The organism is Chryseobacterium potabilaquae (genome assembly GCF_902728265.1).
Classification (GTDB): Bacteria; Bacteroidota; Bacteroidia; order Flavobacteriales; family Weeksellaceae; genus Chryseobacterium; species Chryseobacterium potabilaquae.
The window spans coordinates 1-24,557 of record NZ_CACVBR010000048.1 but is presented as its reverse complement, the minus strand read 5'-3'; the positions used below and the strand labels follow the sequence as shown (position 1 = coordinate 24,557).

Here is a 24,557-nt window from a genome sequence, read left to right as displayed (position 1 = left end):
TTCCAAAATTCTTTCGTAATTTGCTCTCAAGTTGTTCATTGTAAATGTTTTGTGGTAAAAACAATTTACTGATTATCAATCAAATGAACAACTTTATTTGTTTTTATCATAATGCACAACGGGTTAAAATTTATAATACTTACATCAATTTCTACTTTAACATGACTGTAAAAACAAATTCATTTCTTATCTTAAGTCAATGATCTGTACCTGTGCCTTACCCTACATTTGCATCATAAATAACAATAAAAATAAATAACAATGGCAACAAAATGGAACCTAGATCCAACCCACAGTGAAATTACTTTCAAAGTAAAACACATGATGATTTCTAATGTTAAAGGAAGTTTTAGAACATTCAATGCTGAAATAGAGTCTGAGGATGATTCTTTTACCAATGCTAAAACAACAGCTACTATTCAAACAGATTCTATTTTCACCAACAATGCTGATAGAGATAATCATTTAAAGTCTGCTGAATTTTTCAATGCAGAAGAACATCCTACTATCACTTTTGATTCTCAAGCACTCAACAACACAGTAACTGGAAACCTTACCGTTAATGGAATTACAAAGCCTATAACACTTGATATAGATTTTGGAGGAATTAATGTAGATCCTTGGGGAAATACAAAAGCCGGCTTTTCTTTTGAAGGGAAAATCAATAGAAAAGATTTCGGATTAAACTGGAATGCTGCCCTTGAAGCAGGTGGTGTAATGGTAAGTGACGAAGTAAAAATAGCTGGTGAACTACAATTCGTAAAACAAGCATAGGTTATTTATATACCTCATAAAAGGTTCAAGGTTTTATAAAAGCTTGAACCTTTTGTATAAACATACTTTAAGACAATGAACCTCAACGATTTACAAAAAATAAGCAATAGCTTCGGAAATACAGAGAGAATGCCCGTCTTATTTTTAGGACATGGTTCTCCCATGAATGCTATTGAAGAAAATCAATTTGTTCAAGGATTTCGTAAGGCTGCTAAGGAAATACCTCAACCCAATGCTATTATATGTATTTCTGCACATTGGTATACAGCCGGTACTTTTGTAACCGCAATGGATACACCAAAAACTATTCATGATTTTTACGGATTTCCGAAAGCTTTATTTGATGTTCAGTATCCTGCACCAGGATCTCCGGAATTAGCACAAGAAACAATTAATTTATTAAATCCTATCGAAGTAGAAAAGGATTTTAATTGGGGACTTGATCACGGAGCTTGGTCAGTAATCAAGCATATGTATCCTGATGCAAATATTCCTATAATCCAATTAAGTATAGATTATACAAAGTCTGCACAATACCATTTTGAATTAGCAAAAAAATTACATAGCCTTCGCGAGAAAGGCATACTCATCATTGGAAGTGGAAATATCGTCCATAACCTCAGATTAATTGATTGGAAAAATATTAATACAGTTGGAGCAGGCTGGGATTGGGCCATTGAAGCAAGAGAAAAGACAAATAACTGGTTACTTGATGGGAATTTTCAATCTATTATTGATTACCAAAAGCAAGGAATCTCTTTACAATATGCAATTCCCACACCCGATCATTATCTCCCTCTTATTTATACCTTAGGTTTAAAAAATAAATCAGAAAGCTTAGCCTTATTCAATGATCAATTGATTGGAGGATCTCTAAGCATGACCAGTGTCAGAATTGGGTAATTTAGTTTAAAAATATGGTATCATCCCAAGACAGACATTTATTTTGGAAATTCAAAAGAAGGAAATATTGCAATCTCTAAGTTAATCAATAAAAACTTGTTTTAAAAATAAAACTCAAGCCTCCTGAGATGATCAAATAAGAAATTGAAATATTCCTTCTCAAAATAATTTATTTACTGAACAGCTTTTAATACATTGATATTCCCATAACCATAATTTGAATTGGGAGTAGGATAATAAGTAGCAGACTGTCTCATTTTATTCACAACTTGTTCTCTTGTCCAACTTGGGTTTTTAGACCATACCAAAGCGGCTATTCCTGCAGTAGATGCTGTAGCTACTGATGAACCACCTACATAGTCTGTTTTGCCGTTGTAGTAACTTAATGTTGGAATTTCTGAGCCAGACGCTCTTTCCATCTGATAAGTAAAATCAATTTCCGCGCCGGCATGACATACATTACATTTTTGATTAGAAGTATTTTCTTTTACTCCAGATATAGCTTGTGTTTCAGGCATCCAAGCCGGGAAAATAACTCCTAAGAAATTAGTAAAGCTTGTTGTTGTACCTCCTGCACAGAAAATCAATTTACCCTTTGAATACGCATATTTTACCCCATCTTCAATCTTCCCAATAGAAAAAATATGTCCCATAGACATTGATATAATTTTAATATTCGTATTATTTCCTAATTCTGTAAATGCAGTCTTAACCCCATTTTGCTCATGATATCCATCAAGTACAACATTATAAGCGGCACGATATACTACTAAATTAGCATTATAAGCTACCCCAACAGGCATTCCTTTATTATTTCTAGGAGCAGCCATTACAGACGCCATTCTTGTACCATGCCCACATTGATCATCTACTCCGTCATAGCCGGAACTCCAAGGCCAAATAGAATTCACATACACCCCTTGTTTAGTAATCGTTCTTCCTGATGAAGCTCCATTATTAAAATTAGCTCCTAAAAGACTTTGCTCTGGGGAAACTCCTGTATCTATCAACCCAATTGTAACTCCTGCTCCCGTACTATAATTCCAGGCATCTGTAATATTATGTTTATAAAAAGACCAAGGCACTTTAGCATTAGGGCTCACCGTTGTATAGTCTACAGAATTTAAATCCATTATATCATATCCACATCCTGATGAAATTGCTGACTTTGCTGTTTCCCCTCTAAACCTCTTTTCATTTTCAAAATATCGGTAATCTGCAGGCTCGATATACCGAATCCCTTTCATACGACGTAAGGCGATCAATGTTTCTTCCTTCTCGATCACCACATCTATCTGATTTAAATATTTATCAGAACTTAACAGAATATCATTCTTTTTACCCTCTGTTTTCCTAATGATATTCACTATTTCATTCTGAATAGAATTCCCATCCGGAGATAAGCTTCTGTCAAAAGAAGATCCAAAGCCTATTGATGCTACTTTATTACCCTGAAAAATGGCACTCCATACAAAATGATCTGAAGATTTTTTCCAGGAAAAAGAACCTGTTGCCTTAATAGACTCATTAATCTTATCATTAATCTGTTTTGCCGTTAAAGGATCTTGTTGAGTAAGCCCAATTTCAGTAGGATTGTTTTGAATATCATCCCTATTACAAGAAGTAAAAGCGGAGAACAACATAACTAGGTAAAAAACATTTTTTTTCATATAAAATAATTTTGGTTTAAGATTACAATATATCACTTTATGTTGAATTCCAATATCTTAAAATACATTTTAACATTACTGCTTTTTTACTTCTTTAGCACTTCACAAACCTACTTTAATTCTTTCTCATAGCAAACACTACTTTCCACATCTCTATATTGTCCGTAATTAGGAATTCTTTTATATCCACTTTTCTCATATACCGAAAGTGCCTCGTTTTGCTCTAAAGATGTTTCTAAAACAGCCTTACAATATCCAAGTTCACTCGCCCATTCTTCTAGCTCTTTTACTATGATGGTAGCGAATCCTCTCTTTCTAAATTTTGGATCCGTATACATCCTTTTAATCTCAACAATCCCATCAGAAAAATATTTAAAGGCTCCGCATGCCGCCGGCACACTATCAAAATAAATAATTATACAATTTTTAATCATATCAATTCTATTAAATTGATTGTAAAATGCATGATCTTCCCCATTTCTAACAGCCAAGTCTGCATCTAATAATTCTACTAAATAGCGAAAATCTGTATCAGAAGAATCTGTTCTTTTTATTAGCATATATTATGATTTTATATTTTTAAATAAATTAAGAGGAAACATTTCAATAATATTACATAAAAAAGCTCCCAAAAAAGAATGGAAGCTTTGATAGGGATATATTTTATTTTTTTAATTCACAATAAATTTCCTACTATTAATCAACTCAGCTATCGCGAGCATATCTTTACCAATAAGCCTATCGTCTTCAAGCTTAGCAACTTTTGAACGAAGAATAACAAAATTTTCTTCTATAATCTTTGAACATTTAGCAGGCCTTCTAAATTCTAACCCTTGAGCAGCAAACATCAATTCAACCGCTAAAATATTGACTAAATTACCTAATACCTGATTGAATTTTCTTCCAGAAATACTTCCCATAGATACATGATCCTCTTGGCCTAAACTTGTTGGAATCGAATCCGCTGAAGCAGGAAAGCATAAGGTCTTATTTTCAGTCACTAAAGCCGCAGAAGTATATTGAGGAATCATAAATCCAGAATTTAATCCCGAACTTTCAGTTAATAATCTTGGTAAGCCATATTTTCCTTCTAAAAGCAAATAGCTTCTTCTATCAGAAATATTCCCTAATTCAGCAGCAGCCAATGTAGCATAATCTAGAGGCAAAGCCATTAACTGTCCATGAAAATTTCCCCCGGAAATTGATTCTTCTGAACTCAAAACGATTGGATTATCCGTAACGGAATTCAATTCTGTTTCTGCCATCATTTTAAGATGTTCATACGCATTTCTACTGGCTCCATGCACCTGCGGAACACATCTCATAGAGTAAGGATCTTGTACCCTTTCACAATCTTCATGAGCCTTCAAGTTTTCTGAATTTTTAAGAAATTTCAACATCCTTGCAGCTACTTTTTTACTGCCTTCAAAAGGTCTTATCTCATGAAGTTCTTTTTTAAATGGACTTGCTGAACCTCTGTAAGCTTCAAGGCTCATTGCCGCCGTCATATCCGCTAAATCCAATAAATATTCAAACTTTTCTAATCCTTTAATAGCATGAGCCAAAATAAACTGCGTCCCATTAATCAATCCTAATCCTTCTTTGGGACCAAGTGTAAGAGGCTCCCATTTATTTTTCTTTAGAACCTTAGCTGTCTCTTCTAGTTTATCTCCTACCCAGACATATCCTAGTCCTAAAAGAGGCAATACTAAATGAGCTAATGGAGCTAAATCTCCTGAAGCACCTACAGATCCCTGCTCAGGGACCGCCGGAATAACATCATTCTCCAGCATCAAAATCATCCTTTCAATGACCTCTAAGGAAACTCCTGAAAACCCTTTCGACAATGCATGAATTTTTGCAATCATCATAATTTTCGAAAGTTCTTTATCTATAGGCTTCCCTACTCCGACTGCATGAGAAATAATTAAATTATATTGTAACTGAGCCGTCTCATCAGCAGAAATTTTAGTATCACAAAGTGGCCCAAAACCAGTATTGATACCATACACACACTGATCCGATTCTACAATTTTCTGAACATTTTTTTGTGATTTTAAAATTTGTTCTTTTGCCGTTTTATTCAGCTTAGCTTTATTAGGAGTTTTACAGATTTCTAACACATCATGAAAACTGAAAATATCTACACCGTATATCATTCTCTAAAAATTTGTCTTAAAATTACACATTTAACAATGATTTGAAAAACGAAATTTTATTCATCTTCATTTTCAATACAATAAAATTAAGTAACCTTATAAAAAAACACATTAAATAATATTAAATGTACCCGGAAATACTTTATATCCAAAGCATAAAGCTATTTTGAGGATTAAAAACCTTAAATACTGAATTTTCTATAGTTTTTTGTGCTTTTAAATTCCGTAATTTTGTTATATGAATCCTTCTTTAGAATTACAGCTTAAAACCTTACCCTCTGAACCAGGTGTTTATAGGTATTATGATAAAAATGATCAACTTTTATATGTGGGAAAAGCCAAAAATTTAAAGAAACGCGTCCTATCTTATTTTAACAAAAATCTGTCCGGATATCGTATAAAAATTATGGTAGGGAAGATTCAACGACTCGAGACCACTATTGTTAACAGTGAATACGATGCTCTTTTATTAGAAAATAATCTTATAAAAGAATACCAACCCTTTTATAATGTCATGCTCAAGGATGATAAAACGTATCCTTGGATTTGTATTAAAAATGAAGATTTTCCAAGAATTTTCCTTACCAGGAATATTATAAAAGACGGATCAGAATATTATGGACCTTATGCAAAAGTACGCCCCGCTAAAGTTCTATTAGACACAATAAAACATATTTATAAACTTAGAACATGTAATTTACTTCTTTCCCCAAACAAAATTGAGGAGGGAAAATACAAAGTGTGCTTAGAATATCATATTAAAAACTGTGAAGGACCTTGTGAAGGGCTAGAAAGTAAAATCGAATATGATGAGAAAATTGATGCCATACGGGGAATTATTAAAGGAGACTTTCGTAAAGCAAAAGATTATTTGATCAATCAAATGACCAAGTATGCTTCTAATTTACAATTTGAAAATGCTCAAATCATTAAAGAAAGGCTCGATATCCTTGAAGATTATCAGGCTAAAAATACTGTGGTAAATCCTAATATTGATGATGTTGATGTTTTTGGAATGACCAGTGACGAAACTGCTGCCTATGTTAATTTTTTTAAGATCAGAAATGGAAATATCATACAAAGTTTTACTACTGAGATTAAAAAAATCCTTGAAGAAACAGATGAGGAAATCATAGAGGAAGCTCTTATTGAAATTCGTCAAAAATTTGGATCAGATTCTAAAGAAATCTTACTTCCTTTTCATCTTTCTGTCGAAATCCCCAATGTAAAATTGATCGTTCCAAAAGTAGGTGATAAGAAAAGAATTGTTGAATTATCCGAAAAAAACGCCAAGGAATATCGTCTCGAAAAGTTGAAGCAAGTTCAAATTGTCGATCCGGAAAGACATACCAATCGTATTATGGCAGAAATGCAAAAATTGTTAAGAATGCCTGTTGAACCAAGACATATTGAAGGTTTTGACAATTCCAATATCCAGGGAACGAATCCTGTTTCGGCATGTGTAGTCTTTAAGGACGGTAAAGCAAGTAAAGCTGATTATAGAATTTTTCATCCCAAAACAGTTGAAGGTCCAAATGATTTTGCAACCATGGAAGAAGTCATCTATCGACGTTATAAAAGAATGTTGGATGAGGGAGAAACTTTACCACAATTAATTTTGATTGATGGAGGGAAAGGACAATTGTCTTCTGCAGTAAAAAGTTTACGATTATTAGGGCTTTATGGAAAAATAACAATTATTGGAATTGCTAAAAGGCTTGAGGAAATATTCTTTCCGGAAGATCCAATACCGTTATATCTTGACAAAAAATCCGAAACGCTAAAGATTTTACAACGCGTACGAGATGAAGCCCATCGATTTGGGGTTAAACACCATAGGACAAGAAGAAAAAATTCTACTATTAAATCCGAACTAGAAGATATTACCGGTATTGGAGAGAAAACAATTGAATTGCTCCTAGCTAAATTAAAATCTGTGAAAAGGATTAAAGAATCTAATCTGGAAACTCTAGAAGAAATTCTTGGAAAAAGTAAAGCAAAAATTGTCTGGGAGTTTTTTAATACTTAGAATCTTTAACCTTTCACAAATATTTAGCTTATTTACTTAAGATCAATTCTACCTTTTTTAGTTTTTCTCATAGTGTAGTACAAAAGCAGGCCACCCCCTATTATTAATAGTGCTGGAGTGTACATATCTATAGGAGCCGGATCTCCAGGTTCTCCTGGAATTTCATCTCCTTGTGAATACATACTTGCAGAAATTACCATACTAAGGACTAATAATACTTTCTTCATTTTTCGTTAATTTTATTTTACAATTTTTCTAGTTATTATTTGATTATCTATTTTTACCTTAAGTAAATACATTCCTGAAGCTATTCCGAATCGTACTTCTTGTTTATTCGTTCCTCTTATCTGGTTTACGACTCTACCTGATCCATCAACTACCTCTACAGATTCAATATTATTAGCAGATGATACCACAAACTCATCACCTACTCTATATACTTTAACTTCGGTATTCGTAGCCTCTACCAAATGTTCCTTTTTATTAAACAATTCCGGCTTATACACAATTTCAAAACGATCATGTTCTTCTCCTGCCTCAGCTAAAAAAGTATATGATTCATTGTGTAAATCCACATACTTCCCTGACTTCTTATCATATAGATAAATAGCTTGTCCATTAGAAAACAATCCTTCTGTTCCTTCTAAAGAAATAGTAAAGTTTCCAGCCTCACGGAATTTACTTCCTAAAGAAATTCTGTCATCAATATCAAAAGAACCATTTCTTCCTTGTATAATCACTTTCTCATTATCTACTAAGCTATAGAAGGCATCAGCCCCTACACCTAATGCTTTAGAATCATAAGCATCATAAGCTTGAGAAGCTCCTTGAGTATATATTATTGCTTGAGTATTAAAAGTTCCATAAGGAGTGGTTAGTCTTAACCAATACTTTCCTTCATTATCAGCAAGATTCATTTTATTATAACTTGCTCCGGTAGAGGATTCTCTCATCGAATTATTGAATACCACATTCCCTGCACTAGATGCTTTTACCATCCATCCTTGTCCTATTTTTGCAGTAGTATTAGTCGGCGTAGATGAAGTAGGTGCTCCCACCCAAGTCTGGCTCAATGCGTTATAAGTAGAATACCCATGATTTTGGGTCGTATTCCCATTCTGTGTAATTACAGGATTCACTGAACTATCCCAAAACCAAAGAGTAGAACCTATTACTGACTGATTGGCCAAGTAAAAGCTTCGAAGGTTAATGTTAGATGGATAAGGATTTCCTACTAAATTAAAATTCAAACTCGCTATCGTAAGTGGAACATTAACATCTCCATTATTAGGCTCTCCGGTAAAATTAATCGGAGCCGCTCCATTAGGGATTTTTATTGAATATCCGTATCCAGGTGAAGAAATGGTAGGATTAGGGAGCGTATTATAATAATTAGTAGCCGTATTATAGGTCATAGCATACTGAGAAGTATATCCTGTATATAGAGTATGCACATTCCTTTGGGTAATAGGAACTCCCCAAAATACATATTTATTGACTTGAGCTCCATTATTTTTATTCACAGCAAACATCCCGGTACCATTATATGTACTCCCGGTGCCCTGGATAAAATTCCCTCCATCATTGATTGTAACACTTCCACTTCCGGCATAATTACTATTATTTCCTAAATTATATGCTCCCCCACTATTCACTATTATATTTCCAGAACCTGAATAAGTACCTCCAGTACCTAAAGTATATGTACCTCCATTATTCAATGTGATATTTCCAGAGCCTGTATAAGTGCTTCCTGCAGATTGAACTACACTTTGTCCACTCCCTAAAGTAATATTTCCGTTATTTACTACATTTCCAGTATTTGTAGCCCCACTCGGTGAAAAAGTATTATTACTATTTATTGTAAGTGAACTTGAGGTAAATCCAGCTCCAGAATAATTACCATTAATCGTGGCATCATAATCAGCTGTTGGTGAAGTGGTCCAAGAACTCCCATTCCATACAGTTGAAGGATGTGGTATTGCCGTTACACTAATATCATCAAAAGATGCTGACCCAATTACATTCTGACTTGAAACAATTTTAAAATCACTCAGTGGTACACTACTTGTTACAGCTGAACCCGAAGTCCCTTTTGAAGTATTAGCCCAAATATCATAAGTACCCGTAGCCAAAGTTTGTAATACACCGTTTGGCCCCAGATATTTAATAGAAGTGGCACCACGATTAATATAAAGAGAAATGCTTACATATTGATTCGCAATAAGAAGACCTGTACCCAATAGCAAATTGTACATATTTACTTGCGCATAGGTGTTGGCTGCTGTTGGAGCTGATGCCGTAGTCGTAAAATTGTCTCCTACGTAAATAGACGCAACTGACGTTATACCTACTACAGCAGATAATTTATAGTTAAATTTTAATAATGTTGTATTTGCCGAAGTAGCAAAATCTGTTTTAGTGAGGTATCCATCTCTACCTAAGCCTAATTTATCAAACTTTAACGCCCCTGTATCTATACTCCAGTTAGCCGCAGCTATACCCGATGATATATTTATAGCATTAAATCGGTTAGCAGCACCTGTTGCATAATCTGACACGGTATTAGAAGAACTGAAATCTTGAGTAAAATAGGTTTGTCCAAACATCTGTGTGAGCGCTCCTATTATCATAAATAAAGGAATTGTAATTTTTTTCATAATATCTCTAATTATGGTGAATTATATTTCAGTGCGAATATAAAAAAACTCCATAATAAAAAAACATTATTTGAATCATATGTTGAAAAAAAATAAATTCATACTGAATTAATTTAGTTTTATTTAAATAATAATTAAAAAAAGAATTAATTAAATAAACACTTATATTAAAAGTAATTAAGAACCTACAAGCGAAAAAAGTTAGAATTTAAAATAGAAGTCTAAACTTCAGTAAAAATACATCTATAAGGAAAAGAAAGTCAATTAGTCATAGATCTATAGACTATAGATATCATCCTACAAACAATTAGCGATAAAACTACAATCTTTATAATCGAAAAAAAATACACTAGTGTAAATTTACACTGTGTAAAATAAAAATTACATTTTAAAATTGAATCTTATTTATTAACACAAAATTGAATCCGATGAAAAAAAATATACTCTTTTAATATTCGCATTGATCAGGTCCTCTCATTCTTTTTCAAAAAAAATACCTGATATTTAAAACAAGTATGCTCTTCACCATATTTCTCATTTTAGAGAAAATGAAGGGAAAAGATTCCTAAAGTCCAATTCCTATAGGTTATCCATTATTCAAAGTTTAATTTTTCTAAAACGTGAAAGAAAAAACGATGCAAAAATTACACTACTTCTCTCTCCATATACATGGAAAGGGAATTTGTATTTTCTTGCTTTTGTTTTTTATATTGACGCGATCACAAATTTCTAGTACGAATGAAATCTTATATGTTCAAAGTGGAACATTATTCTACATTCATGATTCAGCAACTATAACCATCGTTAAAGATAAATTCAAAATTAGGAATACAAAATTAGCAAAAAAAAATGAAAAAAAGAGAATTATAATAGCCAAAAATGAAAAAAAATATCCCATTAAAAAAAATGATTCTTCTCCATTCAAAAATACCTATACATCTCCAATAGAAAAAACATGGTCAAATAGCTCTTATCTTACTTATGTTGCTTTATTACCTACTTCTTTTTATTCAAAATTTAAAACAAAATCTGTCGGTTATATAGATGATGATCTGTACAGAATATTACATACTCATAATCAACAATATACAATATTCAAAACAAATTCCCAACCACTAATATCACAAGGATATTATACTTTTTCAAGATCTAGACCTCCTCCAAATCATAGAGTAATTTTAATATAAGACTAAAAATTTATCAGATTTAATCATACATATTTTTCAAGTCGATTAAGATTCTATTCATTATAAAATCTTAATCTCTCACTAAAATACTCTAACTCTTATGAAAATAATAAACTACAATGGAATAAAAACTAGGATTTGGCATACGGGCATTATCATATTTATGGTATTACTTGGAATGCTGGGAAAACTTAGAGCCCAAACCCTGCTTAATGAAAGCTTTAATTATACTTCAGGAACATTGTTAACAGATACTAACTGGTCATTAATTGCTACTGGAACACCAACTATAAATGTTGTAAATGGCAACCTAACATATCCTAATAGCATAAACAATAATATAGGAAATAGTGTAATTATAAACAATAATGGACAAGATCTATACCGATCATTCTCCTCAACTACCATAGACGTTGGGAATCCCGGTATATATACTTCTATGATTGTCAATGTATCAGATGCACAACCTGTAGGAGATTTTTCTTTTTCAATAGGTGCTTCTACAGGAGTACAAAATGCAAGCTTATACATTAGATCCAACGCTGCAGGATTTAGCTTTGGAGTTAGCAAAACAGGAGGAACCGTTGAATACGAAACAACCGTAAGACCTTTTAATACAAATATTATGGTTGTTCTGAAATATGAATTTGTCACAGGGACACAGAATGATCAAGTCAAACTTTTTGTAAACCCTACTCTTGGCTCTGAACCAGTCACACCAGATATTGTAACAACTCCCACCACTAACGATACGTCATCAATGTCTGTTATTTTTCTTTTCCAGGGAGATCCACTCAATGCCCCAACGCTTCAACTGGATGCTATTAACGTAGGCAGAACCTGGGAAAGTGTTACCGCTCCGATCTTCGACTATGGAGATACTCCCACTGCATATGATTTCACAAAAGATGGAGTCTATGTGCCCGCTACGCATACCGTATTAACAGGACTTTCACTTGGAAGTATTCTCCCAGACACCGAATTTGTTCCCCATAGCGTAGCGACTAATGCTGATAATAATGGGACAAATGGGGATGGAGCCGATGAAGATGCAATTGATGTTTCTACAAACCAAATTAGAAAAGGAGTTGTTTATACACTCAATATACCCGTAAATAATACATCGAGCACCAAATATTTATATGGTTGGATTGATTTTAATAATGATGGAATATTCCAGGTGGAAGAAGTGGCTACTACCATTTTTAGCACAGCAGGCAATAGTACCCAAACCCTTACATGGTCAACAACACAAACAGCGACTATCGTTACAGGAGCCACTAAATTATATATGAGATTAAGGCTATCTGATCGGTCTTTGAATGACTTTACTACAGTTGCCAATGGAGGTGCTACCTTAGATGAAAGAAGCATTGGAAACGGCGCAATCTCATCAGCAAATCCTGTTGATTTTTCCACGCCTGCTAATGGCGAAGTAGAAGACTACCAAATTGATGTAGTAAATACCTATGAATATGGTGACGTTCCATCTTCTTTTGAAAATGATAAAGATGGAAATGCTCTTCCTGCCATGCATGCTCCTTTAACAGGATTCTCTCTTGGTACACTCATAGATTTTGAATCAACTCCTGCGTCAGTCACTTCTCCTAATGAAAACAATACAACAGGAGATAATGCCGTAGGGTCTGCTGATGAAGACGCCCTGCAACCCTCTATTGTATCTATAAGTAGAGGTATGGCTTCTAGTATTACAATACCAATAAGCATTCCTAGTACACTAACCGGGACTAAATACTTATATGGTTGGATTGATCTAAATAACGATGGACGGTTTCAAGTGGAAGAAGTGGCTACAACAAGTACTTCATTAACCACCAATACTAGTCTTACTCTCACCTGGAGCGCGGCACAAACGGCACAAATACCTTCAGGAACTACTAATATTTACTTACGATTAAGACTTTCGGACCAGAACCTTCAGGATTTTACTACGGTAGCTTCAGGAGGAGCAACGCTTGATGAAAGAAGTATTGGAAATGGAGCCACATCTAGTGCTAACAGTGTAAATGCACTTACAACTCCTTTCGGAGAAGTAGAAGATTATCAAATTCCTGTGGATCTTTATGACTTTGGAGACGTTCCAAGTTCTTATGCAACTTCGGCCTCTGAATTTTTGCCTGCAAGACAAGCAGCCAATGATCTTTTAAAAATTGGTGCAACGGTAGATATTGAGATCACAGCCCACAGTGTGGCACAAGATGCAGATAATAACGGAATCAATGGGGATGGATTAGATGAAGACGGGATTGATCCTTCTTCTTTTTCGATTACTCCCAATACAGCATTTGCTTTACCGGTTACAGTTACCAATTCTATTGGTAGCGGTGCAACGCTTCATGGTTGGATAGATTTTAATAATGATGGTAAATTTCAAGCTGCAGAATACAGTTCTGTGAATGTTCCAAATGGAACTAATGGAACAGTGACTCTTAACTGGACTGCTGCCCAAACAGCAAGTACAGGAAGTAGCCCCAATGTATATATGCGACTCAGGTTAGCAAATAATGCCCTATCTAATAGTGCTTCTACCAACGACGGAGATACGAGATCTTTTGCCGATGGTCTTAGTAGTGGAAATTATACTGCTACTACCCAAAACTTTGGAGAAGTAGAAGATTATAGACTTGCTACAAATACGGCATATGATTTTGGAGATGTTCCCGTTTCTTATGATCAGCCAGCTGGCGCATTATATGCAGCCCGCCATTTACCAAGTCCAACATTGTTTCTCGGAGCCATAATCCCTGATACAGAATTTGGCCCTCAAAGTGTAGCATCCAATGCAGATAATAATGGAACTAATGGAGATGGCCTAGATGAAGACGGAATTGATCCAATAGCTCACCCAGTATCTCCTACTATTGCATTTACTCTTCCTGTTACTGTAAATAATACTTCTGGAACTTCCGGAACATTATATGGATGGTTGGATACCAATAACAATGGTATATTTGAAATAGAAGAAAAAACCTCAGTAACAGTACCAGCCAACGCAACTTCTGTCAATTTAAGCTGGCCTTCATCTGTAACAGGATCTATCGTAAATCCATATGTCTACTTACGATTAAGAATTACCAACACTAATCTAACAGATAACAGTTTAACTCCTTATGATGAAGCATCAATAGCAGATGGTTCAAGCTTAGGGACTTTTGCAACACCAAGTATTGGAGAAGTAGAGGATTATAGACTCGCAGTGGAAAATCCAGTATTTGATTTCGGAGATGCACCTGATGATTATGAGCTTAATAGCCAACATAATTATGTACCGGCAAGGCATAAACCGGAATCAACTCTGTTTTTAGGAAATGCTTTTGATACTGAAGTTTCTAAAATAGCGGTACAACCGGGAGAAGATAATGGAGGTACCAATGGTGACGGTGCTGATGAAGATGGTATTACAGGAACATTACCTGAATTAGGGCCAACGACTACAACCTATAGCGTTAATGTGAATGTGAATAAAACGATTGCCGGAACAGCTACATTGCATGCCTGGATAGATATGGATGGGAATGGACGATTTTCCCCTTTCGAATATACATCGACTACTATAACAGGAACTTCAGGGCTTCAAACAGTACCTCTCACCTGGACGTCCCCGTTCTACTTCAATACGGGAGTTAATCGTACCTATATGAGATTACGCTTGACTACAGCAACTTTAACAGACAATACTTCTACCATAGATATAGACGAACGTTCTATTGGAGATGGACTCAATACAGGAAATTATGGGACTATCTATGCTAATGGTGAAATTGAAGATTATCCTGTTCCATTACCAGACCCAACTACTGTCATAGTAGATTCTGATGGAGATGGTATTTCTGATGATTTGGATTTAGACTCAGATAATGATGGAATTTTGGATACTGTAGAAAGTTCTTTATCTTTAAATGATACTTATTTTAAAATTTATAATACTCCCAATTTCCAAGGGACAACAGCTTCTAAATGGGTTTTGTACATTGCCGGAGATGTAGGTACATCTATTACTTATACTCCTTATAATGGAACTCCTACTACGGAACCCATACCAAGTGGTGGAATTTTAGAAATTAATTTGACAAGTAGCCAAGTTCCAAACTGGCCTCTAAACCAAGTAACTAGTGGAAAATATGTCGAGGTAACTTCCTCTACACCTGTTTCTATTTTGCAGGAAATCTATGGAACTGAAACAACAGCACAAGATATAGCAGTAGTATATCCTTCTTCACTGAGAGGCAGAAAGTATACCATATCATCCTATAATGTAGGAGCTAGCCCTTCTAATGGAGTGCAAATATTCAGTACCAGTGATGGAAATAGTGTCGAAGTTAAAAATAATGCTGGAGCTACTGTTGTTACTTTTGTATTAAATAGTGGAGAAAATTATGTATATGAAAATGGTTCCACAGATTTAACAGGGTATTCCGTAGTATCTTCCAAAGATATAGGAGTGATGGTATATACCAGATGTGCTAATGGAACAGGGGGCTTTTGTGATAACTTATTAGAGTACTTGTTACCCGATAAATTATTAGGTACAAAATTTTTAACTAGAAGTGCAGCACACACAGGAAGAATGTCTATTGTGGCAACCAAAAAAAATACAGTAGTCGAAATTGACGGGACAATTGTAAGTGTATTAGCTAATCCTGGAGATTCATACGTGTATACTCAGGCAATAGGTTCTTCACAAATTATTGAAACCAATGCTCCTGTACAAATTGTTAAAGTAGTTCCTTATAATGAGGATCCATCCATCACTACCATACAAGATATCAATAAGGCAACTCTTGGGCCTGCTACAATTACAATTCCTAGTACGATGACTGATGCCAATTTCTTAACTATATTTGTTAAGACTATAGACACAGGCAGCATGCTATTTGATGGAAATCCTATTACAACCTGGCAGCCATTTCCGCATGATGCAAACTATTCATTCGCTACCCTCACCAATACTTCAGGCATTGTCCCAGGGGCATTGGTTGAAATAAGCTCTACGACAGGAACTATCCCTTTTCTCACAGACTGGTATGGTATAGGATTCGCTGTTTCCGATGCTACCCCATTATCTATTGGCGGCTATAACCTAGATACCGGTAATCCTTCCTTAACTGTTCTTAAAGACAGTGATAGTGACGGTATTCCGGATTATCTTGATCTCGATTCAGATAATGATGGTTGTCTTGATGCATTAGAAGGCTCAGATAATGTAACAAATGCTATGCTTGTAACTGCTCAAGGAGATGTAACAGTAGGAACCGGCTCATCAGCTTCTAATCAAAACCTTTGTGCTAGCGGAACTTGTATAGATGCACAAGGAGTCCCATTAATAGTGAATCCAGGAGGTGCTGCTGATGCGGACGGACTACAAGGACAAGGACTTGGAAGTTCTATAAACAGTAATGTTCAAGCTACCATTTGTATGATGCTTCCATTTTGCTATAAACCTGCAGTTACAGCGGGTACTATATTGGATACAAAAACAGGAATTACATCATTAGGAAGAGCAGGAGCAGATCAAACTGATAACTGGCCAATGGTACGCAAAGGAGGATGGATAGCTTTAGAAGCAAAAGCAAAAGGATTTGTACCTAATAGAGTAAAATTCAATGCTTCCAACCAACCTGTAGCTGATGATGGAACTACCCTTATCATTACGACTCCAGTAGAAGGTATGATGGTATATGATACAACCAATCAATGCTTGAAAATATACACAACTACTGATGGAACTAACTTTGCATGGCATTGCATCGAAACACAAACATGTCCAGAATAATTATAAAATCAGTAACAGAGATATAAATCTCTGTTACTGATTCTTAACTCACAAAAATATAACTTATAAAATATGAAAGTAACTTATCAATATATACGATTATCTCTTTTAGCAATTATTTTATCTTGTAATTGTATTCTTGCTCAAAAAGTAACTATAGCTAAAGATAATAGTGTTCTCTATTATTTTATGGGAAAAGGCTATATAGAATCAGGAGTGAAAAAACAGATTGTATTCACTGATATGGGAGCCCATGCTACTCATAATGTTAGTAATATCATTTTAGAAAACAATAATATAATCATAGGTAAAACCGGAACATATAAATTATCTCTCAGTTGCGAAGAAGGGCTGACTAAAAAACAAAAAAAAGTAATTTATTCAGTCACAGTCAATAACAACGAAATATCAAACCTGGTAAACGTAAATACAAACGCTGAAGAAAGGTATAATACCATACAACTGAAAAAGGGAGATATTTTAGCTTTTAATATTGTAAGTATTCAAGATCCCTTAACTGATAAGAATACAATAACAAACACCTTGAAATTAAGAGCTTATTAAGAATGTTGGGTAAACCCAGTAAAGATTTAATAAAGTTAAAAACAAAAAACATTTTAACTGATAAAAAATGAAAAAAAGAACAATCACATTAATAGCGGCTTTATTTACAATTGTTTTAGCAAAATCGCAAGTAGCAATTGGAAAGCAAAGTGTAAGCAATAGCTCAGTTTCGTTGGAATTTTCCAACACAGAAAATCGCGGTATGATACTTCCTTACGTAGAAGACAAAAGTGGAATCACAGAAAATGGAACCATTATATTTGATACTACGGACAATAAGGTAAAGTATTTAAAAGATAATAACTGGTTTGATTTAAGTGTAGATACTACTGGTACAGTAGATTTAAGTATACAAACACCCAAAACCGAAAATACAAATGCCAAAACCGTTATCGGCAATGACGGTGCTACCAACACGACAAACGGAATCTTAGTGCTATCTGACGTAGATAAAGCAATGATATTGCCTAAACTAGCTAGTCCTCACCTAAATATCATTAATCCCTCACCGGGAATGATGGCTTATGATACAGTAGCTCATCAGCTTGCGATATTTAATGGAACAGTATGGTCATTTTGGAAACCATGATTTTAAATAGTATCCCCCAGCAAAATGGGGGATATTTATTTTAGAAATCATTCAATTATTTTTTCAAAAAAATTTCTTTATTATATTGATCATTAGATCCCGGAATTTCTATAATTATATTTCCATTTTCATAATAGCCCAATGTTATATCACCATTCCTTAATTTTACTCTAAATACATCATTTTTCGTCGTAGATTTAAAAGTAGCAAAAGGAGAAGAACCATTGGCTTCTACTAAAATAAATTGATGATTATCTATTTGTATTTTTTGTAAATCAATTTTACCATTACTAAATTTTTGAACACCTTCAACTTTATTATTAAAAGATGAAGTTTCTATATTAGCAGGTTTTTCAAGAATATTATCTGAAGTTTTCTTTTCTTCTGTTTCGGCTAAATGAGTCATCTCAATAGGATTGGAAAAAGAAACCGAAGCTAATGTTTGTTGTAATGCGTCTTTAAATCCTTCATTAAAATCTTTAATACTCGAATTACCTTTAGATTCAAGCATTACTTTATCATTACAATCTTTAAACTGCAATAATAATTTGTTTCTTAAAAAATTACTGTCATTAAGAATATTCGCATGAACAACATTACAAGAATTATTTCTCGCTTCCTCCGGCCATTCTAATTTATCCGATGGTAATACAATATACTTCTTACTTTTTAAAGATTTTGACAACATTTCTCTTAATCCATAATCTGCCTTAAAAGTCGGAAAATTTTCAGGAATCGAAATATATTGGTAATCTGATACTTTTTGTCCAAAAATCAGTGTTGCAAAAATAGTAAAGGTAGATACTAAAGCTTTTCTCATTTTTATAATATTTTAATCATTTCTGAATTCTCCCATATCTAATTTTAAAGAAAAGAAATTAGAATAAAAATTAGACCCTCCAATTCCAGAATTTGTAATCGCATAATCTAAAGTAAGTCCTCTATATCTAATCCCAATTCCGGCACTAGGCTGAAATGAGACTTTCCTTCTTAGGTCTTCAATATCAGTAATGGATTGAAACCTATTTACTCCTAATCTCACAAAAATCATTTTCTGATATCCTAATTCAGCGCCCAAATAAGGAGTAATGCTTGCGAAATCTGTTGAAACTAGTGCTGCAGTTTTAGCAAAATCTACATTGATACCACCCTCCGGTAAAATATATACATTTCTATTGATTTCAAATACTTTACTTGCTCCCACATTCAACTTAGGCATCGTTAATTCCATTTTATCTTTAGGAGCAGGATTAAATTCTTCTCCATTTACAATGGTAGAAAGTTCCTTCTGATTTATACTCCAAAAGTTAACTGTAGTAGTCGCATCCCTAAGCATACCCCCAAATTTCCAGCCATTATCTGCTTTATAAATTGCACCTACGTCAAAACCAAAACCATATCCATTTGCAAATTTACCTACATTTCTATACACAATTTTGGCATTTACTCCTACATCTAATTTTGTATTCCCCGCAGGATTAAATGCATAAGAAAGTAATGCAGCATAATCTGACTGCGAAAATTTTGTTATCTTATCATAATCAATATTTCCTTCAGCATCAATCATTTGGGTTGTATTTAAAATATTGTCAACGCCCAACCTTACCACAGAACCTCCAAATACACCTGTTTCCAATACCTTTGCATAGGCTAAATAATCATACTTTGCAATAGATTCAAAATACTCAGCATGCATTGCTGCTCCTTGCCAATCTCTTTCTACCCCCATCAAACCTGCCGGATTCCACATTGGAGAGTATACATCATTCTGATTGGAGATAACTGCCCCTCCCATGGCTAATCCTCTTGCTCCTGCTCCTATATTTAAAAACTCATTGGAATATTTTCTGATTATTTGAGATTGCAGTCCTCCAAATACTATTGAAAATACAATTAAAAGATATTTTTTCATCATATAAATTGATGCTTAATTTAATTTTTTTTAGCTTTTACAAATCCATTTACAATGATTGCCAATATCATAACTGCTGAAGCAATATAAAATATAGGACTCATATGTTCTGATTCCCCAAAGATAAAAAAAGCTAATATAATTCCATAAACTGGTTCTAAATTAACTGTTAAAATCAGGGTGAAAGGCGAAATATATTTCATTAAATTTACCGACTCAAGCATCGGAAATGCCGTAAATATACTGGACAATAAGCATATTAACGCCAAATCACGCAAATTTATTTCACCCATTTGTAAAATTTGGCCATTACATACATAAAACAGAGCTAAGATAAACCATCCACAAAAAATTTCATAGAAAATAATATTTCCTGAACTTGTTTTCCCAAACATTTTACCATTAAATACAGAAAATAAAGTACCAAATATCGCACAAAGAATTCCATAAAAAATTCCTTCTTTAAAGTGAAATTCAGTTTTAAATATCAGTAAAATACATCCTACAATTACCAATCCCATTATAACTTCAGAAATATCAACTTTCCTCTTAAAAATAATAGGTTCTAAAATAGATGCGAAAAGAGTGGATAACGACAAACAACTTAAGGCTATAGAAACATTTGAAACTTTAATCGAATAAAAAAAACAATACCAATGCAATGCCATAGCAAACCCAATCACAGCAAGTTGGAAAAATATTTTTTTTGAAACTTTTATACTATCTCTTTTATATATTCTTATAAATACAAATAAAAAAATAGATGCAAAAAACATTCTATAAAAAACAAGAATATGTGCATTTGAATCAATTAACTTCCCCAAAATAGCAGTGAATCCCCACAAAAATACAATTAAATGCAACCTGAATAATGCTAATTTATGCATATCTAATCCTTTGAATTTTATGGGCAAATTTACAAATAGGTTTTAACATTATTCAGAAAAATATTAACTATAACAATACAAATGTCTACCCATTCCCAAAATAGCTTATATATTTCATTTTAAAACTTAATAATGAGTTGCATAATTTTAAAATAAAGATAAATTTCGTTCACAAAAAAACCCTGAAAATCTATTTAACTTTCAGGGCTTTCAAATAATAAACTATTAAAAAAATAAACTAGGAACTTAGAGTAATTTTAGAGAAATCCCATCTCTAATACTCTGTCGTAAAGTTAGAAAAAATATCATTTATTTTAAAATATCGTGATGTTAAATATTTCACAAAATTCTGATAACCAATAAATTAAACACTTGTTTTAATAAACTTAAAATTCTTTTTAAAAATAGTATCTTTAGGCGTAAAAAATTAAAATTTTATGGACATTGAATTCAACAAACGAGAAGATCAAAATAGGCTAAAACTATCCGAAATAAATCGATTGCTCTCTGAAATAAAAAAAGGAGGTGGAGAAAAAAGACTCCAAAAACTTCATGAAGAAGGGAAAATGACAGCAAGAGAAAGAATTGAATATCTTCTTGACAAAGGTTCAAATTCCATAGAAATTGGAGCCTTCGCAGGCTTTGAAATGTATGAGGAGCATGGAGGATGCCCAAGTGGAGGTGTCGTTATAGTTATGGGTTATATTTCTGGAGAACAATGTATTATTGTAGCCAATGATGCTTCCGTAAAAGCTGGAGCATGGTTTCCAATTACAGGAAAGAAAAATCTAAGAGCCCAAGAAATTGCTATGGAAAATCGAATTCCTATTATATATCTGGTAGATTCCGCCGGAGTATATCTTCCTATGCAAGATGAAATTTTCCCAGATAAAGAAAATTTTGGGAGAATTTTCAGAAATAATGCCAAAATGAGTTCCATGGGTATCGTACAAATTTCAGCAGTAATGGGTAGTTGTGTTGCTGGGGGGGCCTACTTACCTATTATGAGTGATGAAGCCATGATCGTTGACAAAACAGGGTCCATTTTTCTTGCCGGAAGTTATCTTGTAAAGGCTGCTATAGGTGAAACTATTGACAACGAAACATTAGGAGGAGCAACCACTCATTGCTCAATATCTGGTGTAACTGATTATAAAGCAAAAGATGATAAAGATGCCTTAAATAGAATAAAAAATATAATGAAATCTATTGGTCATAATGAAAAAGCTGGCTTCAATAGAATTGAAAGTACTCCCCCAAAAGAAAATATAGATAATATATTTGGTATCATGCCTATTTCAAGAAGTGAACAATATGATACTTATGAAATTATAAAATGTCTTGTAGACAATTCAGACTACGAAGAATATAAGCCAGATTATGGTAAAAGCATCATCTGTGCTACCGCTAGGATTGACGGGTGGTCAGTCGGAATAGTTGCCAATCAACGAAAAATGATAAAAAGTGGTAAAGGAGAGATGCAATTCGGTGGAGTAATTTATTCCGATTCAGCTGATAAAGCAACAAGATTTATTGCTAATTGTAATCAAAGAAAAATTCCCTTAGTCTTTCTTCAAGATGTAACCGGGTTTATGGTAGGTTCAAAATCCGAACATGGAGGAATTATTAAAGATGGGGCTAAAATGGTAAATGCCGTTTCTAATTCAATTGTTCCAAAATTTACTATTATTACAGGTAACTCTTATGGGGCTGGTAATTATGCTATGTGTGGAAAATCCTATGATCCAAGATTAATTGTTGCATGGCCCTGGGCAGAACTAGCAGTAATGGGCGGGACACAAGCAGCAAAAGTTTTAGCTCAAATCCAAGAGTCTACTCTCAAAAAGCAAGGCAAAGAAATCTCTGAAGAAGAACGCAATGAAATTTTAAATACCATATCAAAAAAATATCAAAAACAAATAGAAGCCACCTACTCTGCAGCAAGACTTTGGACAGATGCAATTATTAATCCTACAGATACCAGAAAGTGGATATCAATGGGTATAGAAGCTGCAAATCATAATCCTATTACAGAAAAATTTAACCTTGGAGTAATACAAGTATAATTATAAAAAATAATTCATATTAAAGATATAAATTATTATTCCCTGACTAACATCCTCATTTATCTTTTTACGCTTACCTCTCTTAAAAGTAAAATTGATTTTTATATCAACTTAATTTACAACAGATTGTAAACAATATATGCCTCATTTTAGAATGGGGCTTTTAGCTTAGTTAAAAAATAATAAATAAATATAAACTTTCTAAAGAAATAATATTGAGGCAAAAAATTTGCTTTAAGTTCATGAAAAAACTAATAGCATAATAAATTTTTATTACTAATCCCAAAAAGGGAAATCTATGAAAAAATATTTTGCTGTATTTATCTTATTTTATACAATTACTATTTTATATATGATGTTTTTCGGATCAGATAGAAAATCCTCAGATATATGCTATTTTCAGATAATACCTTTTAATACTATTCATTATTTTTTTGCTGACCATACCATTCAAGCAAAAAAATTTATAATTAATATAATAGGTAATATATTTGTTTTTAGCCCTTATGGATGGCTTGGATTATATATTAAAAAATTCAATTCAATCACCCCAATAACATTTATATTTTTATTGTTTATTACTATTATTGAAATCTGTCAATATATGACGGGGAGAGGAGTTGCTGATGTTGATGATATTATCCTCAATACTACTGGAATGATAATAGGTTTCTATACATTTAAATTTTTTAAATCATACAATATTTTCAATTTACAAGTTTATTCAGATTTTGAATCGACAAAATCCGATTTACAATCTTTCTAATAAACTATATAAGAAATCGGGACCAATCATCATTATAAACTAACTCATTTTAGGATCTAAATCTGAGATATCCTAAAATTTTCCCCAATAGATATACCAACCTAAATAATACTTAGCCAAAAATAGATATTGCTTCTTTATAAAAGTAAGAGTAATATACTCAAAGAATTATATAGTCTAAAAATCATTAAATACATTAACCTTATTTTGATACTGTAAAAGCAAAAACTCCACAAAAACTGATAGCAAAGGCTGTACGTTTTTCATGTCCAAAAACTAGCCATAGAAGCTTTACAAGAAATTACAATTAAACACCAGTGGGCAAAATAACTTCATTCTATCTACAGGAAATAATATCTTCCCCTTGAATCGTTCAATAATGGAGATCCCCCTAAGAAACTCTTAGCTAGAAGCAGGTACTTACTTTATAAAAGTAGAGAAAAATGGAGTAAGGCCCAAACACAGAGAACCAAAACATTATAAAATCTGTTTTTCTCCAAACTTTTTGCTTAGCCCTCAACTTTTGAGACTGATCCGTAAGTTTCAGAAGTTTGAATCGTTGAAGTATCTAGATAAAAAAAGTCTCATAGAAATAAA

At 33.3% G+C, this 24,557-nt stretch carries 17 protein-coding genes; 9 read left to right on the top strand and 8 right to left on the bottom strand.

Annotation, left to right across the window (positions count from 1 at the left end; genetic code table 11):
• The first annotated feature begins 261 nt into the window (after positions 1-261).
• Positions 262-774, top strand: coding sequence for a YceI family protein (locus CHRY9293_RS16655; RefSeq protein ID WP_162034016.1), 513 nt, complete (start codon positions 262-264; stop codon positions 772-774).
• 75 nt (positions 775-849) lie between these two features.
• Entirely contained in the window at positions 850-1,677 is an 828-nt protein-coding gene (gene ygiD / locus CHRY9293_RS16650; protein ID WP_162034015.1) for a 4,5-DOPA-extradiol-dioxygenase, read from the top strand.
• Positions 1,678-1,850: 173 nt separating this feature from the next.
• Here ygiD and CHRY9293_RS16645 read toward each other — a convergent pair whose 3' ends face one another.
• From CHRY9293_RS16645 to hutH, 3 genes are all read right to left on the bottom strand, one after another.
• Positions 1,851-3,347: a S8 family peptidase gene (locus CHRY9293_RS16645; RefSeq protein ID WP_162034014.1), complete on the bottom strand. Its 1,497-nt coding sequence runs from the start codon at positions 3,345-3,347 to the stop codon at positions 1,851-1,853.
• A 110-nt stretch (positions 3,348-3,457) separates the two neighbouring features.
• The gene (locus tag CHRY9293_RS16640; RefSeq protein WP_162034013.1) at positions 3,458-3,907 is read right to left on the bottom strand and encodes a GNAT family N-acetyltransferase; all 450 of its coding nucleotides are present in this window, start codon (positions 3,905-3,907) and stop codon (positions 3,458-3,460) included.
• Positions 3,908-4,018: 111 nt separating this feature from the next.
• Positions 4,019-5,506, bottom strand: a complete 1,488-nt coding sequence (hutH, locus tag CHRY9293_RS16635) for a histidine ammonia-lyase (RefSeq protein ID WP_162034012.1) — start codon at positions 5,504-5,506, stop codon at positions 4,019-4,021.
• Positions 5,507-5,744: 238 nt separating this feature from the next.
• Here hutH and uvrC point away from each other — a divergent pair, with 238 nt between their 5' ends.
• Positions 5,745-7,535: an excinuclease ABC subunit UvrC gene (uvrC, locus tag CHRY9293_RS16630; protein ID WP_162034011.1), complete on the top strand. Its 1,791-nt coding sequence runs from the start codon at positions 5,745-5,747 to the stop codon at positions 7,533-7,535.
• A gap of 32 nt (positions 7,536-7,567) precedes the next feature.
• Here uvrC and CHRY9293_RS16625 read toward each other — a convergent pair whose 3' ends face one another.
• Complete coding sequence (locus tag CHRY9293_RS16625) at positions 7,568-7,762, bottom strand: hypothetical protein (RefSeq protein ID WP_122635474.1); 195 nt, start codon at positions 7,760-7,762, stop codon at positions 7,568-7,570.
• A gap of 12 nt (positions 7,763-7,774) precedes the next feature.
• Positions 7,775-10,195: a T9SS type A sorting domain-containing protein gene (locus CHRY9293_RS16620; RefSeq protein ID WP_162034010.1), complete on the bottom strand. Its 2,421-nt coding sequence runs from the start codon at positions 10,193-10,195 to the stop codon at positions 7,775-7,777.
• Between the two features lie 635 nt (positions 10,196-10,830).
• On the opposite strand from CHRY9293_RS16620, the gene CHRY9293_RS16615 reads away from it, so the two are divergent.
• The 4 genes from CHRY9293_RS16615 to CHRY9293_RS16600 all read left to right on the top strand — a co-directional run bounded on the left by CHRY9293_RS16615 (position 10,831) and on the right by CHRY9293_RS16600 (position 18,329).
• Positions 10,831-11,382, top strand: coding sequence for a hypothetical protein (locus CHRY9293_RS16615; RefSeq protein WP_162034009.1), 552 nt, complete (start codon positions 10,831-10,833; stop codon positions 11,380-11,382).
• Positions 11,383-11,482: 100 nt separating this feature from the next.
• The gene (locus CHRY9293_RS16610; RefSeq protein ID WP_162034008.1) at positions 11,483-17,176 is read left to right on the top strand and encodes an IgGFc-binding protein; all 5,694 of its coding nucleotides are present in this window, start codon (positions 11,483-11,485) and stop codon (positions 17,174-17,176) included.
• A gap of 72 nt (positions 17,177-17,248) precedes the next feature.
• A complete protein-coding gene (locus CHRY9293_RS16605; protein ID WP_162034007.1) occupies positions 17,249-17,740 on the top strand; it encodes a hypothetical protein in 492 nt (163 codons plus the stop codon).
• Between the two features lie 67 nt (positions 17,741-17,807).
• On the top strand, positions 17,808-18,329 hold the full coding sequence (locus tag CHRY9293_RS16600; protein ID WP_162034006.1) for a hypothetical protein: 522 nt from the start codon (positions 17,808-17,810) through the stop codon (positions 18,327-18,329).
• 55 nt (positions 18,330-18,384) lie between these two features.
• Here CHRY9293_RS16600 and CHRY9293_RS16595 read toward each other — a convergent pair whose 3' ends face one another.
• From CHRY9293_RS16595 to CHRY9293_RS16585, 3 genes are read right to left on the bottom strand one after another with little or no spacing between them, the layout of a single operon-like run.
• Positions 18,385-19,149, bottom strand: a complete 765-nt coding sequence (locus CHRY9293_RS16595) for a hypothetical protein (RefSeq protein WP_162034005.1) — start codon at positions 19,147-19,149, stop codon at positions 18,385-18,387.
• 12 nt (positions 19,150-19,161) lie between these two features.
• Positions 19,162-20,244: a putative type IX sorting system protein PorV2 gene (locus CHRY9293_RS16590; RefSeq protein ID WP_162034004.1), complete on the bottom strand. Its 1,083-nt coding sequence runs from the start codon at positions 20,242-20,244 to the stop codon at positions 19,162-19,164.
• A 17-nt stretch (positions 20,245-20,261) separates the two neighbouring features.
• Complete coding sequence (locus CHRY9293_RS16585) at positions 20,262-21,128, bottom strand: DMT family transporter (RefSeq protein ID WP_162034003.1); 867 nt, start codon at positions 21,126-21,128, stop codon at positions 20,262-20,264.
• A 437-nt stretch (positions 21,129-21,565) separates the two neighbouring features.
• On the opposite strand from CHRY9293_RS16585, the gene CHRY9293_RS16580 reads away from it, so the two are divergent.
• Positions 21,566-23,194, top strand: coding sequence for an acyl-CoA carboxylase subunit beta (locus tag CHRY9293_RS16580; protein WP_162034002.1), 1,629 nt, complete (start codon positions 21,566-21,568; stop codon positions 23,192-23,194).
• 298 nt (positions 23,195-23,492) lie between these two features.
• On the top strand, positions 23,493-23,960 hold the full coding sequence (locus CHRY9293_RS16575) for a VanZ family protein (protein ID WP_162034001.1): 468 nt from the start codon (positions 23,493-23,495) through the stop codon (positions 23,958-23,960).
• Positions 23,961-24,557: the final 597 nt, after the last annotated feature.